The organism is Limnohabitans sp. JirII-29, assembly GCF_003063395.1.
In the GTDB taxonomy this organism is placed as follows: domain Bacteria; phylum Pseudomonadota; class Gammaproteobacteria; order Burkholderiales; family Burkholderiaceae_C; genus Limnohabitans.
The window spans coordinates 266742-280570 of the sequence record NZ_NESB01000002.1 but is presented as its reverse complement, the minus strand read 5'-3'; the positions used below and the strand labels follow the sequence as shown (position 1 = coordinate 280570).

Sequence of the window (13829 nt, the reverse complement as noted above, 5' to 3'; positions counted from 1 at the left end):
GTCACGGACAGTGCCTCAAGCCTGCGGCTTTTACGGATGGGGAAAGTACGCACCGTTCACTCTTCATAATCCCACCATGGTCAGACCTACCCAACTCATCCACACCCAACGCGAGCCAGCCCCTCTGCGCCCTGCCGCCACCGTGTTACTGCTGCGCAATGGGCCGCAAGGCCTGGAAGTGCTCATGACACGCCGTGCCATGACCGCCAGCTTTGCGCCCGGTGCCTATGTGTTCCCGGGTGGTGGCATCGACCCTGCCGATGCACAGGCCCACGCGCTGGCTGCACGTCGCGCCACGCAAAGCGACACCCAGCTGACCCAAGCCATTGCCGCGATCCGCGAGAGCTTTGAAGAGCTGGGCATCTTGCTGGCACGCCATGGCGATGGCCGCATGGCCGATGACAGCGACATCGCTGCCCTGAATCGCCATGCCTCGGCAGCCGACTTTGCGCAGCAATGCCAACAGCGTGGCCTCACCTTGGCCGCCGACCAGGTGTATCTGTTGGCGCATTGGGTCACCGATCGCGATTTGCCACGTCGCTTTGACGTGCCGTTTTTGGTAGCCCACATGCCCGATGGCCAAACCCCGGTCGCCGATGACAAAGAACAGTTTGAACCGGTATGGGTGCGCCCAGCCGATGCGCTGAGTCGCCATGCAGCAGGCGACTTTTTCATCATCTTCCCCACCATCCGCACCTTGGAGCGCTTGCAGCACTTTGCCGATGCCCAGAGCGTGCTGGCCGCGTGCGCCAACGAGCAACCGTGGTTCACCAGTTGCCCACGCGCGGGCTGGATAGCAGGTAAAGAATCTCGGCACATGGAACACGAGCCTCCGTTTGGCGAGCTGGCCTTGACCTGCCCCGATGGCCAAATCGTGCACCACCTCGACTGGCAAACCGACCAGCCCGTGTTGCTTTTGAAAAACGTGCAACGCCTCACCGCCCCCAACCCAGGCGTGATGACGGGCCCCGGCACCAACAGCTACCTAGTGGGTGACCCCGACACTGGGTTCATCGCCATCGACCCAGGCCCTGCTGATTTTGAGCACCTGGATCGCTTGTGGCGTGCCGCTGGCGGCAACATCCGACTCATCGTGTGCACCCACTCGCACCCCGACCATTCGCCCGGTGCTGCGCCACTGCAAGCCTTGTGCGCACAACATGGCCATCGCCCGCCCGTGCTGGGCTTGAGCTCGGCAGCCACAGCACGCGCGCACAGCCACTTCACCCCCGATCGCGAACTCCACGATGGCGAATTGTTGGTGCTCCAAGGCACGCACATCACACACACCTTGCGCGTGCTGCACACCCCCGGACATGCAGCCAACCACCTGTGTTTGGTGCTAGAAGAAGACGGCTTGTTGTTCAGCGGCGACCATGTGCTCAACGGCAGCACCACCGTGGTTGACCCACCGGATGGCCACATGAACGACTACCTCCAGTCACTCGACAAATTGTTGGATGCGTGTGAGCAAGACCACATTGAATTCATCTTGCCAGCGCACGGCTACGTGCTGGGTAATTTGTGGAGTGAGCCGCACGACGCGCGCGCCTGCATTGCGCACCTCAAAGCACACCGTCTCAAGCGCGAAGCCAAAATTTTGGGCGTGATGCAAAAGCACCCCGACGGCAGCATGGACGACTGGGTGCAACTGGCTTACGACGATGTGCCACCGCGTTTGTGGCCGGTGGCTATGCGCTCGTTGCTGGCGCATGTGGAGCGGATTCGAAGTCTGGGATAAAAGTGTGAAGCCCACCGATACGCCGGATTCTGTGCAGGGTGGTTGCCCACCCTGTGACCGTCATTAATCTGGGCCGAGGGTCACCCACTCGGCTCGGTGCTACCTACCCGCCAACTCAGCGGACCGCCTCAACGTTGGCCTACTTGGTATTGCTGCGCGCAGAGATTGCCCGTTTCACCCGCACTCAAGCGGCTCGTCTCTGTTGCTCTGATCCTCACCTCACGGTGGAGAGGTGTTACCTCCTGCGCTGTCCTATGCAGTCCGGACGTTCCTCCAGTGCGGCATTTCTGCCCAACGCTTGCGCGTTGGCCTTGCGGCTTGCACCGGCGACGGCCTGGTGAGCTTCACGGGCGCGATTATCCGCCGATAATCATGGCCTCACTCATCGCTTTGCCCGATCACCACGGGCCCCACGCTTGTGATTCGACTCTCTGAACTCAAACTTCCCCTGTCTGATCTGCCGTTGCCCCAGCGCCGGGCTGCCAATGCGCCAGCAGAAACCGAGGCTGACCGCCATGCGGTGCCCCACCCCGTAGACACCTTGCGCCAGATGGCGGCACAAGCTTTGGGGCTGGCTCCGTCTGCCATTGCCACCCTGGACGTGTTCAAGCGCAGCTTTGATGCGCGCAAAAAATTACTGGTGGTCTACATCGTCGACGTCACACTGACCGACCCCGCGCAAGAGGCCGCCTTGCTGGCTCAGCACGCGCAGCACCCCCACATTCACCCCACACCGGCCATGACTTGGCAGCCCCCAGCCCACGCCCCTGGCGATTGGGGCCACACCGAGGGCGAACGCCCGGTGGTGGTGGGCTTTGGGCCTTGCGGCATGTTTGCCGCGTTGGTGTTGGCGCAAATGGGCTTCAAGCCCATCGTGATCGAGCGCGGCACCACGGTGCGTCAACGCACCAAAGACACCTGGGGCTTGTGGCGCAAGCATGTGCTCAAGGCTGAAAGCAATGTGCAGTTTGGCGAAGGGGGGGCGGGCACCTTCTCAGACGGCAAGCTGTACAGCCAAATCAAAGACCCTCGGCACTTGGGCCGCAAGGTGATGCAAGAGCTGGTGCGCTTTGGCGCACCCGAAGAAATTTTGTGGGCCGCGCATCCGCACGTGGGCACCTTCAAATTGGTGAAGGTGGTGGAAGGCCTGCGCGAAGAAATCATCCGCTTAGGCGGCGAGGTACGCTTTGAACAGCGCGTGGTGGACCTGCTGTACGAGGACGCACCGCCTGCCCCGCACATGGCCACAGCAACCCGTCAACGCCAAGTGCGCGGCTTGCGGGTGTTCGATCTGGCCAGTGGCGAGACCCACACGCTGAATGCGCACCACGTGGTGATCGCCTTGGGCCACAGCGCACGCGACACCTTCACCATGCTGCACCGACATGCCGTGTCGATGGAAGCCAAACCGTTTTCGGTGGGCGTGCGCATTGAACACCCACAAAGCGTGATTGACCGCGCGCGCTGGGGTCAACACGCAGGCCACCCGCTGTTGGGGGCAGCCGACTACAAGTTGGTCCACCACGCGGCCAATGGTCGAGCGGTGTACAGCTTTTGCATGTGCCCAGGAGGCACGGTGGTGGCAGCCACCAGCGAGCCGCATCGCGTGGTGACCAACGGCATGAGCCAGTACTCACGCAACGAACGCAATGCCAACGCGGGCATCGTGGTGGGCATTGACCCACGCGACTACCCCACCGACCCGGCGGCCTTTGAAGCCGCCTTGGACGAAGACATGGGGCACAACATTCCGCACAGCGTGCGCCACGACACCCGCGATGCACCCGGTGGTTTTCACCCGCTGGCCGGCATGGTGTTGCAGCGCCAGCTGGAGTCGCACGCCTACACCTTGGGTGGCAGCAACTACGAAGCCCCCGCGCAGCTGGTGGGCGACTTTGTAGCGGGCCGCGCCTCCACCACTTTGGGCACGGTCGAGCCGTCGTACAAACCGGGCGTGAAGATGGTGAGTTTGGACAGTGCCTTGCCGTCTTACGCCATTGCCGCCATGCGCGAGGCCTTGCCCGTGTTTGGCCAAAAGATCAAAGGCTTTGACATGCGCGACGCGGTGATGACGGGGGTTGAAACCCGCACCTCATCGCCCTTGCGCATGGCCCGCGACGAACACTCGCTGCAAAGCCCCAACATGGCGGGGCTCTATCCCGCTGGCGAAGGCGCTGGCTACGCGGGCGGCATTTTGTCGGCAGCGGTGGACGGCATCAAAGTGGGCGAGGCCCTGGCGCGCCAGTTGATGACCCTGCACTGAAGCCGACAAGCCCGGCACTGACACAATCTGCCCCACATCACCCACAGACACACCACAAGGAGACCCGCATGAAAGCCAACACCGTTCTCGACACCATCGGCCACACGCCCCACATCCGCATGCAGCGCCTGTTTGGCAACAACCACCAGGTATGGATCAAGTCCGAGCGCACCAACCCCGGTGGCTCCATCAAAGACCGCATCGCTTTGGCGATGGTCGAAGATGCAGAAAAGTCGGGCGCTTTGAAGCCCGGTGGCACCATCATCGAACCCACTTCTGGCAACACCGGTGTGGGTCTGGCCATGGTGGCTGCGGTCAAGGGCTACAAGCTCGTGCTGGTCATGCCCGACAGCATGTCGATTGAGCGCCGTCGCCTGATGCTGGCCTATGGCGCCAGCTTTGATTTGACGCCGCGCGAAAAAGGCATGAAGGGTGCCATTGCCCGCGCCCAAGAACTGGCCGCGGCCACGCCTGGCGCCTGGATTCCACAGCAGTTTGAAAACCCCGCCAACATCGACGTGCACGTGCGTACCACGGCGCAAGAAATCTTGGCTGACTTTTCACACCTGGACGCACTCATCACGGGCGTGGGTACCGGCGGTCACCTCACCGGGGTGGCACGCGTGCTCAAAGCCAAATGGCCCGCGCTGAAAGTGTTCGCGGTCGAACCTGCGGCTTCGCCCGTCATCTCGGGTGGACAGCCTGCACCGCACCCGATCCAAGGCATTGGCGCGGGCTTCATTCCAAAGAACTTGGACACCGCTGTGCTCGATGGCGTGATTCAGGTGGACGCCGAAGCCGCCCGCGAATATGGCCGCCGCAGCGCCCGTGAAGAAGGCTTGCTGGTGGGCATTTCGTCGGGCGCCACATTGGCGGCCATTGCCCAAAAATTGCCCGAACTGCCTGCCGGTGCCACTGTGTTGGGTTTCAACTACGACACGGGTGAACGCTACCTGTCGGTGGAAAGCTACTTGCCTGTCTGAGCACAACCCATGGGCGAGGCCAAAGGCCACGGCCCCGCACCGAGCACTTCTGCCTTGAACAACAGCCCCCAAGCCCCACGCGCATTGCGCGTGTTGAGCCTCATCCCACCGATGACGCAGCTCAACACCCCCTACCCGTCCACCGCGTACTTGACGGGTTTTTTGCGTGGGCAAGGGGTGGATGCGGTACAAGACGACTTAGCCTTGAAGCTGGTGCTGGCCTTGTTCACACCCGAAGGCCTGCTGCAGGTGCGCGAACGTGCCTTGGGCTTGGCTGTAGAGGCGCGCAGCGCCTGCGTGAATTTTTTCCTCGACCACTTCGCCCGTTACCACCACACCATTGCGCCCACGATTGCTTTTTTGCAAGGGCGCGATGCCTCGCTGAGTCACCGCATTGCCGGGCGGGGTCTGTTGCCTGAAGGCCCGCGCTTTGCCGCGCTAGACGCGTATGACGTGGAAGGCGAAGGCGGCGATTCGCTGGCCTGGGCCTTTGGTGCCTTGGGCCAGCAAGACCGCGCACGCCATTTGGCCACCCTGTACCTCAACGACTTGGCCGATGTGTTGCGCGATGCCGTAGACCCACGGTTTGAGTTTGTGCGTTACGCCGAATCGCTGGCCAGCAGCCAAGCCAGCTTTGAGCCCTTGGCCCAAGCCTTGGCACAGGCTCCCACACTGGTGGACGAGGCACTGCAAAACTTGACCTTGCAAAGCATGGCGCAACATCAACCGCAACTGGTGTTGCTGTCGGTGCCGTTTCCCGGGGCGGTGTATGCCGCGCTGCGCATCGCGCAAACCATCAAAGCGCACCACCCACACACCGTGATCGCCATGGGCGGCGGCTTTGTCAACACCGAGCTGCGCGGCTTGTCTGAGCCACGCTTGTTTGACTACGTAGACTTCATCACGCTGGACGCGGGCGAGCGCCCCTTGCTGGCATTGCTGGCCCACCTGCAAGGCCAGCGCAGCGCGCAGCGCCTGGTGCGCACCTTTGTGCGCGATGCAGACAGCACGCAAGTGCGCTACGTGAACTGGGCAGAGCCCGATGTGGCGTTTGAAGACGTGGGCACGCCCACCTGGGACGGTCTGCCGATTGAGCGCTACCTGTCGCTGCTGGACATGCTCAACCCCATGCACCGGCTGTGGAGCGATGGACGCTGGAACAAGCTCACCGTGGCCCACGGCTGCTACTGGAAGAAATGCAGCTTTTGCGACGTGAGCTTGGACTACATCTCACGCTACGACGTCGCGTCTGCCAACACCTTGGTCGACCGCATCGAGGCCATCGTGGCCGAGACCGGACAAACCGGTTTTCACTTGGTGGACGAAGCCGCACCGCCCAAAGCCTTGAAAGCCATGGCCGAAGAAATTTTGCGGCGCGAGTTGCGCATCTCGTGGTGGGGCAACATCCGATTCGAGAAAACCTTCACGCCCGAGTTGGCTGAGTTGTTGGCCGAGAGTGGCTGCATTGCCCTGTCGGGTGGCTTGGAAGTCGCCTCCGACCGCTTGCTGGCCTTGATGAAAAAAGGCGTCTCGGTGGACCAAGTGGCACGCGTGACCAAGGGCTTTTCAGAGGCGGGTATTTTGGTACACGCCTACCTGATGTACGGCTTTCCGACCCAGACCCTGCAAGACACGGTGGATGCGTTGGAGTATGTGCGCCAGTTGTTTGAAAACGGGTGTATTCAAAGCGGGTTCTTTCACCGCTTTGCCTGCACGGTGCACTCACCCGTGGGAAAAGACCCGGCGGCCTATGGCATCACGCTGGTGCCCAACCCGCCAGTGACATTTGGTGAGAACGACATTGGCTTTGTCGACCCCACCGGCACCGACCACGACCTGCTGGGCCGCGGTTTGAAGAAGGCCATTTACAACTTCATGCATGGCATCGGCCTAGAGAACGATGTGCGCAGTTGGTTTGAATTGCCCAAAGGCCAGTGCCCCAAGCCCACCGTCAAGCGGCAGGCGATTGAAAAGGCACTGGGCTACTGAGCCATTGTGCTTATTGGTCTTGCGTGGCTTGCAACACCGCAATGCGTTCTTCCAGCGGCGGATGGGTGGCAAACAACTTGCCCAAATCGCCGGTGATGCCCATGGCCGACACACTGCTGGGCAGCACACCGGCTTGCATCTGACCCAAACGACCTAGGGCGTTGATCATGGGTTGCTTGCGACCGAGCAAGTGGGCAGAGCCCGCATCGGCACGGAACTCACGTTGGCGGCTGAACCAGGCCACGATCATGCTGGCCACAAAGCCCAGCACGATGTCGAGCACAAAGCTGGTCACGTAGTAGCCGATACCAGGACCACTGGATTGCTCATCGTTCTTGCGCAACATGCCGTCCACAAAATAGCCCACCACACGGCTCAAGAACACCACAAAGGTGTTGAGCACACCTTGGATGAGGGTGAGCGTGACCATGTCGCCGTTGGCGATGTGCGCAATTTCGTGGCCCAACACCGCTTCAACCTCTTCGCGTGTCATGCCTTGCAGCAAGCCAGTGGACACCGCCACCAGGGCTGAGTTTTTGAACGCACCGGTGGCAAAGGCGTTGGGCTCACCGTCGTAAATGGCCACTTCAGGCATGGCAATGCCAGCACGTTCGGACAAGCGGCGCACGGTGTCCAAGATCCAGGCTTCATCTTGATTACGGGGTTGGGTGATGACTTCGGCACCCGTGGACATTTTGGCCATCCACTTGCTCATCAAGAGCGAGATGATGGCGCCGCCAAAGCCCATGACCAACGAGAACCCCATCAAGGCCGACAGGTTCAGACCATTGGCGGTGAGGTAGCGGTTGACACCCAGCAAACTGGCGACGACCCCCAGCACCACCATGACGGCGAGGTTGGTGAGGACGAACAGAAGAATGCGTTTCATGCGTGACGTTCCTTGTGCATTGACAGCGTGCGACATTGCGCGCTGAACCTCCATAGTAGGGGCAAGCTTCTCAAATTCAAGAATGTGACGCGATAGCCCCACGGTTTTTAGGACGAAACACTTGGGCGTTGTCGTAAAAGCTGGGCGCTTCGTTGGCCGACCACCAGCCTGGCACACCGAGCACGGGCAAAGGCTCAAACGGTTTGGTGGCCAGTTTCTCGGGCTGTAAATCGGTGCTCAGCCAGGCGTCCAGTGCGGCATCGTGGCGGGCGTCCACGCCGGCTGCAATGCGGTACACATGGCCGGTGATGGAGGCATAAGGTGTGACCAATTTCTCCAACAAAGCATGGCCAAACAGCACGATGTGCACGTGTTGCCATTGGGCGCGTTGGTCTACCAACAAGCTGCGCCAGTCGCGCGCTTGCAAGGCCTGCCAGAGTGCATCGGGCAGTTGCAGCAAGACGGCGTTTTCGTCGAACAAGGTCAAGGCATCGCGCACAGGGCCTCGTGTGGCGCCCACGCCTTGGCGCGCAATCTCAGCCGCTTGCAACAGGTTAAGCCGCCGCTTGGTCTGAGGGAAACGATGCCAGCAAAGCCCATTGAAAAAGTCGTGCAAGCCGTCGCGCGTGGGGACACGGCCTTGCTGGAAGATGAAGTCTTCGTAGGCTTGGGTGGCGGGCAGTTCGGACTGTGCGACGAACTGGACGTCGCGCGTGATGTGATTGAGGGCTTGCGCCACGCTGTGCAAGCGCAGCGCGTCTTGGGCTACTTGTTCACCAGGGTGTTGCCAAGGCGCAAACCAGGGTTGCGCCCAATCGATGTCGGCCAGCACAGCGCCTGCAAAGGTGCTGGGCGCAGGTGTTAGACCACGCGCCAAGGCAGCGACTCACCAGAGCGCAGAGGCTTGAGTTCGGCATCGCCAAACGCAAAGCTCTCCGGCGGTGTCCAGCTTTCTCGACGCAGGGTCAGCGTGCCGTTGTTGCGCGGCAAACCGTAAAAGTCGGCACCATGAAAGCTGGCAAAGCCTTCGAGTTTGTCTAACGCGCCTGCGTTGTCAAACGCCTCGGCATACAAGGGCATGGCCGCATGCGCGGTGTAGCAACCGGCGCAACCGGTGGCGTGTTCCTTGAGGTGGGCTGGGTGGGGCGCGCTGTCGGTACCCAAGAAGAACTTGGGCGAGCCACTGGTGGCGGCTTGCACCAAGGCTTGGCGGTGCACCTCGCGCTTCAACACGGGCAAGCAGTAAAAGTGCGGGCGAATGCCACCCGTGAAGATGGCGTTGCGGTTGTAGAGCAAGTGGTGCGCGGTGATGGTGGCTGCTGTGAAGGCATCACTTTGCGCCACATACTGCGCCGCTTCGCGGGTGGTGATGTGCTCGAACACAATTTTCAGTTCAGGAAAGTCGCGGCGCAGCGGGATGAGCTGGGTGTCGATGAACACCGCTTCGCGGTCAAACAAGTCAATGTCGCTGGACGTCACCTCGCCATGCACCAGCAGCAACATGCCTGCTTGTTGCATGGTCTCCAAGGTCTTGTAGGTCTTGCGCAGATCGGTCACACCGGCATCGCTGTTGGTGGTGGCACCTGCGGGGTAGAGCTTGACGGCCACCACACCAGCGTCTTTGGCGCGAGCGATTTCGTCGGCAGGCAGGTTGTCGGTGAGGTAGAGCGTCATCAAGGGCTCAAAACTCACCCCTTGAGGGACAGCAGCCAGGATGCGTTGTTTGTAGGCCAAGGCTTGGGCCGCGGTGGTGACCGGTGGCTTGAGGTTGGGCATGATGATGGCCCGACCAAATTCGGCAGCGGTATGAGGCACCACGGTGTTCAAAGCGGCGCCGTCGCGCACATGCAGGTGCCAATCGTCAGGGCGGGTGATGGTGAGTTCTTGCGTCATGCCCGCCATTGTCTTCGAACTTGTTTTTGTTCGGCTCGGGCCTGTGTCGCTCAGCCCGCTGCGCGCAGGGGCTGAACCCTCTTCGTCAGATGGTGGGCGCAGTGAGCGAACCCCAGACCTCCTCCATACCCATGGCGATGGACAGTAAGTTGGCATCTGAGCCCAAGGGGCCATCGATTTGCATACCCACGGGCAAGCCGCTGGTGGTGAGTCCTGCGGGTATGGACACACTGGGAATGCCTGCATTGGTGCAAGGATCGGTGTTGCGAATACAAGTAGAAAACGTGTTTTTGCCTGTTTGCGTCACGTCATTTACGGTGTAGCTCAGTGTGCTGGAACCATTGACCACGTCGATACCGGGGGCCGGCAAAATCGTGGTGGGAAACAGGACCGCCTCCACGCCATTGTTTGTGAAGTAATCCGCATACAACTTTTGCAGTGCAGGACGTTTGGTGGCGATGACCTCCGCATAAGCGCTGCCATACACATCGCCCAATATGGCAGAAAAAGCACCCTGGACATCGGGACTGGCCACTTGATCGCTGACCGCTTGGACGGTGGTGACAGGAGCACCGTTGGCCACAAGGTAGGCCGGAATAGCGGCTACCGGCTCATGCAATGCAATCTGGAATGAAATATCGCCATTCAATGTCATGACCCCGTCCAAGTCTGCCTCCACAAACACCACGCCTGCGTCAGCCAATTTTTGTTTCGCTACCGTGGCCACAGTGGCCACACTGTCGTCCAACTCGGCCCAGAAACTGGAGGGAATGCCGATCTTCAGGCCTTTGAGCGATCTGGCTGTGGGCGTTACGGAGTCATAAATGACAGCATCCAGCAGCGCCAGATCGGCCACCGTGCGGGCCATGGGGCCAATCGTGTCGCGTGTGGTGCTGATCGGCAAGACGGCATTGGTGTCCACATAACGGCGACCTTGTCCCACACCATCTCCCACGGATGGACGGAAACCTGCCACGCCGCAGAAAGATGCAGGCACACGTGTTGAGCCACCCGTGTCGGTGCCCAAACCTGCGGGTGCAAACCGCGCGGCCAAAGCCACCGCCGTACCGCCAGAAGAGCCACCCGGAATGCGACTGGTGTCATAAGGATTTTTACAAGGACGCGTCGCGTATTTGCTGATGGGGTCGATACCCAGCGTGAAGTTGGTACTTGTGATGCCAAAAGCCCATTCATGCAAATTCGTCTTGCCCAACACGATAGCACCCGCATCAATCAGTTTTTGCAACGAAGGTGCATTGCTCGAAGGTTGAAAGTTGCGCAGCGAATACGTACCACCCGTGGTTTTCATTCCTTTGGTATTGATGTTGTCTTTCACGACGATGGGCAAACCGGCCAAGGCACCGAGTGTCTTGCCTGCAGCGCGATCAACATCAAATTGTTTGGCGGCTGCCAAGGCACCGACTTCGTCGAGTGTGATCATCGCGTTCAGATCAGACACTGTTTTGGCACGGGCGATCAATGTCGTCACATACGAGGTAGCGCTCAGACGCCCGGACTTCAAGGCAGCCACGGCTTGTGTCGCGGTCAATGCAATTTGCTCGGCTGTAGAAAGGTCTGCGGTAGAACCACTGCCGCAGCCGACCAAGGAGGTACTACCGAGCAACGCTGAGGTCGAAACAACGCCAGATGTTTTGAAAAAGTTCCGACGCGAGAGGGAAGGGTTCATGTCTTGTCTCCTGAATGAATTCCCGCACAAGGTTTTGTGCGTGATTCATCGTAAGAAGACGGGACAACTGACGGTATCCCTTAAACAAGGGAGGACGAAATCAACTCAATTCAAAATCTTGTGGGTCAAACTGGCACGGTTGTTGGCCCCTGTTTTTCTGAAAGCATGCTCCAAATGCGTTCTCACAGTGGTTGCCGAAATATTCAAACGACGGGCAATCTCTTTGTCCGACAAACCTTGCGCGACCAATTGCGCTGCCTCTTGTTCCCTGGGACTGAGTTTGATGATGAGCGATTGTGTTGCCGTGGTCTTGGCGCTGTGATGATTGCGGGCCCTGGCCAACGCACTGATGAAGGCTGGCTGGATCATGTCCAACATACGCAAATCGTCTTCAGAAAAATTCTCTCTCCTGCGATCGCGCCAGATACGCATGTCGCCCAAGTTTTGCCCTTGGTGCCACGCATATAAATTCACCCCCCAGTACAGGCCATCTTTGTACAAAAAGTCATTGAAGAACTCTGTTTTTTTCAACGCTTCGTGCTGAAGTACGTCGGTTGCCCGAACCGCTACTTGGAAACGCTTCATCAAAGGGGTGATCGGATCGTTGAATTGAAAATAGCTTTCATAGCGGCTGATGTTGGCAGGGTCCATATTAATTTGCACCGACTGACCAAACGAGTCACTTTCGGACTGCCAGACAAAGCTGGCATAAAACTGCGCCTGCAACAACTCCATGAGCAGATCGCCCACAATCTCACGGATCTCATATTCGTGATCTGACTCTACAAAAGCCTGCATGATTTTGGCTAGCAGGCCCATTTGTTTACTGGTCAAATACACGTGACAGCCCCTAGGTCGCAAGATGTAATGGTTGTGCTCATTGAGAGATTACATCCTGTCAGGACGCCTGCGCCCATCGTGTTTTCCCATCCTTCGTTTAGAGGAGGGGGGCCCCTTTCAACTCAGTGCTGCAAGATCTTGTTCAAGAACTCTTTGGTGCGGGGCTGGCGGTTCTCGGGGTGATTGAAGAACTCGTCTTTGGAGCAATCTTCCAAAATCTTGCCCCCCACATCCATGAAGATCACGCGGCTGCTGACCTTGCGAGCAAAGCCCATTTCGTGGGTCACGCACATCATGGTCATGCCCTCGTTGGCTAGGTCGACCATCACATCCAACACCTCGCCCACCATCTCGGGGTCGAGAGCGGAGGTGGGTTCGTCAAACAGCATCACGATCGGGTCCATGCTCAGGGCACGGGCAATGGCCACACGCTGCTGTTGACCGCCTGAGAGTTGACCAGGAAATTTATCTTTGTGCGCCATCAGGCCCACGCGCTCCAAGTATTTCAGGCCATGCGAGCGCGCCTCGTCAGCACTGCGCCCCAACACCTTGACTTGCGCCATGGTGAGGTTTTCGGTGACCGACAGATGGGGAAACAGCTCGAAGTGCTGAAACACCATGCCCACGCGGCTGCGCAGCTTGGGCAGGTCGGTGTCTTTGCCGTGCACGGCCACGCCATCCACAAAAATCTCGCCTTGCTGAAACGGCTCCAGCGCGTTGATGGTTTTGATGAGGGTGGATTTTCCCGAGCCCGAGGGGCCGCAGACCACCACCACTTCACCGCGCTGGATGGTGGTAGAGCAGTTGGTCAGCACCTGCACAGGGCCGTACCATTTGGAGACGTTTTTGAGTTCAATCACAGGGTTTCTCCAGACTCAACGGATGATGGCAATGCGCGCTTGCAAGCGTCGCACCAAGGCCGACAGGCCATAACAAATGACGAAATACACCACCGCGGCCAGCAGGTAGGCCTCTTCGGGGCGACCGTAAATCTTGCCTGCGGTGACAAAGCCTTTGAGCAAGTCATAGGCACCAATGGCGTACACCAGCGAGGTGTCTTGGAACAAGATGATGGTTTGCGTCAGCAGCACCGGCAACATATTGCGAAAGGCTTGTGGCAAAACGACCAAGCGCATGTTCTGTCCGTAGGTCAGCCCCAAGGCTTGGCCTGCAAACACCTGACCACGTGGGATGGACTGAATGCCCGCGCGCATGATCTCGCTGAAGTAGGCCGCCTCAAACGCCACAAAGGTGATGGTGGCCGACAGCTCAGCCCCAATGGGGCGACCGATCAAGGTCGGGATCAGCAAATAGAACCACAGAATCACCATCAGCAGCGGGATCGAGCGCATGCCATTGACATAGACCACAGCAGGCGTGGCCAACCATTTGTTGCCCGACAAGCGCATGAGCGCGAGCAAGGTGCCAAACAGCACGCCGCCCAGGGTGGCGACGATGGTGAGCTCAACGCTGAAAAACAATCCCTTCGAGACAAATTTGCTCAGGATGTCCCAGTCGAGAAACGAGAGGTCAAGGTTGCCCAT

General features: G+C 59.5%; 11 protein-coding genes and 1 other RNA gene. 4 read left to right on the top strand and 8 right to left on the bottom strand.

What is annotated here, in order from left to right; translation table 11 throughout:
* Positions 1-76: 76 nt before the first annotated feature.
* A complete protein-coding gene (locus B9Z39_RS04125; protein WP_108300809.1) occupies positions 77-1741 on the top strand; it encodes an MBL fold metallo-hydrolase in 1665 nt (554 codons plus the stop codon).
* Between the two features lie 2 nt (positions 1742-1743).
* Here B9Z39_RS04125 and rnpB read toward each other — a convergent pair.
* Positions 1744-2087, bottom strand: an RNA gene (rnpB, locus tag B9Z39_RS04120) — RNase P RNA component class A.
* A gap of 72 nt (positions 2088-2159) precedes the next feature.
* Between rnpB and B9Z39_RS04115 the strand changes: the two genes are divergently transcribed.
* The 3 genes from B9Z39_RS04115 (at position 2160) to B9Z39_RS04105 (ending at position 6976) form a co-directional block, all read left to right on the top strand.
* Complete coding sequence (locus B9Z39_RS04115; protein WP_108300808.1) at positions 2160-4004, top strand: NAD(P)/FAD-dependent oxidoreductase; 1845 nt, start codon at positions 2160-2162, stop codon at positions 4002-4004.
* Positions 4005-4072: 68 nt separating this feature from the next.
* Positions 4073-4987 (top strand): cysteine synthase A, encoded by a 915-nt coding sequence (cysK, locus tag B9Z39_RS04110; protein ID WP_108300807.1) that lies wholly within the window; start codon positions 4073-4075, stop codon positions 4985-4987.
* Between the two features lie 111 nt (positions 4988-5098).
* Positions 5099-6976: a radical SAM protein gene (locus B9Z39_RS04105; RefSeq protein WP_233248919.1), complete on the top strand. Its 1878-nt coding sequence runs from the start codon at positions 5099-5101 to the stop codon at positions 6974-6976.
* Between the two features lie 10 nt (positions 6977-6986).
* Here B9Z39_RS04105 and htpX read toward each other — a convergent pair whose 3' ends face one another.
* The 7 genes from htpX to B9Z39_RS04070 form a co-directional block, all read right to left on the bottom strand.
* The gene (htpX, locus tag B9Z39_RS04100) at positions 6987-7865 is read right to left on the bottom strand and encodes a protease HtpX (RefSeq protein ID WP_108300944.1); all 879 of its coding nucleotides are present in this window, start codon (positions 7863-7865) and stop codon (positions 6987-6989) included.
* Between the two features lie 76 nt (positions 7866-7941).
* Positions 7942-8742 carry a DUF3025 domain-containing protein gene (locus tag B9Z39_RS04095; RefSeq protein WP_233248912.1) on the bottom strand — a complete coding sequence of 267 codons (801 nt, stop codon included), beginning with the start codon at positions 8740-8742 and terminating at the stop codon, positions 7942-7944.
* Positions 8727-9758: a dihydroorotase gene (pyrC, locus tag B9Z39_RS04090; protein ID WP_233248911.1), complete on the bottom strand. Its 1032-nt coding sequence runs from the start codon at positions 9756-9758 to the stop codon at positions 8727-8729. The genes B9Z39_RS04095 and pyrC overlap by 16 nt, the downstream gene beginning before the upstream one ends.
* An 85-nt stretch (positions 9759-9843) precedes the next feature.
* Positions 9844-11445, bottom strand: coding sequence for an indoleacetamide hydrolase (gene iaaH, locus B9Z39_RS04085; RefSeq protein WP_108300804.1), 1602 nt, complete (start codon positions 11443-11445; stop codon positions 9844-9846).
* A 105-nt stretch (positions 11446-11550) separates the two neighbouring features.
* Positions 11551-12285 carry a LuxR family transcriptional regulator gene (locus B9Z39_RS04080; protein WP_146183275.1) on the bottom strand — a complete coding sequence of 245 codons (735 nt, stop codon included), beginning with the start codon at positions 12283-12285 and terminating at the stop codon, positions 11551-11553.
* Between the two features lie 122 nt (positions 12286-12407).
* Positions 12408-13145: an amino acid ABC transporter ATP-binding protein gene (locus B9Z39_RS04075; protein WP_100145255.1), complete on the bottom strand. Its 738-nt coding sequence runs from the start codon at positions 13143-13145 to the stop codon at positions 12408-12410.
* 15 nt (positions 13146-13160) lie between these two features.
* A complete protein-coding gene (locus tag B9Z39_RS04070; RefSeq protein ID WP_199221163.1) occupies positions 13161-13829 on the bottom strand; it encodes an amino acid ABC transporter permease in 669 nt (222 codons plus the stop codon).

Coding starts and splice junctions, on each gene's coding strand:
- pyrC (WP_233248911.1), bottom strand. CDS start 9,758: ATGACGCAAGAACTCACCATCACCCGCCCTGACGATTGGCACCTGCAT.
- B9Z39_RS04125 (WP_108300809.1), top strand. CDS start 77: ATGGTCAGACCTACCCAACTCATCCACACCCAACGCGAGCCAGCCCCT.
- cysK (WP_108300807.1), top strand. CDS start 4,073: ATGAAAGCCAACACCGTTCTCGACACCATCGGCCACACGCCCCACATC.
- htpX (WP_108300944.1), bottom strand. CDS start 7,865: ATGAAACGCATTCTTCTGTTCGTCCTCACCAACCTCGCCGTCATGGTG.
- iaaH (WP_108300804.1), bottom strand. CDS start 11,445: ATGAACCCTTCCCTCTCGCGTCGGAACTTTTTCAAAACATCTGGCGTT.
- B9Z39_RS04105 (WP_233248919.1), top strand. CDS start 5,099: ATGACGCAGCTCAACACCCCCTACCCGTCCACCGCGTACTTGACGGGT.
- B9Z39_RS04070 (WP_199221163.1), bottom strand. CDS start 13,829: ATGGGCAACCTTGACCTCTCGTTTCTCGACTGGGACATCCTGAGCAAA.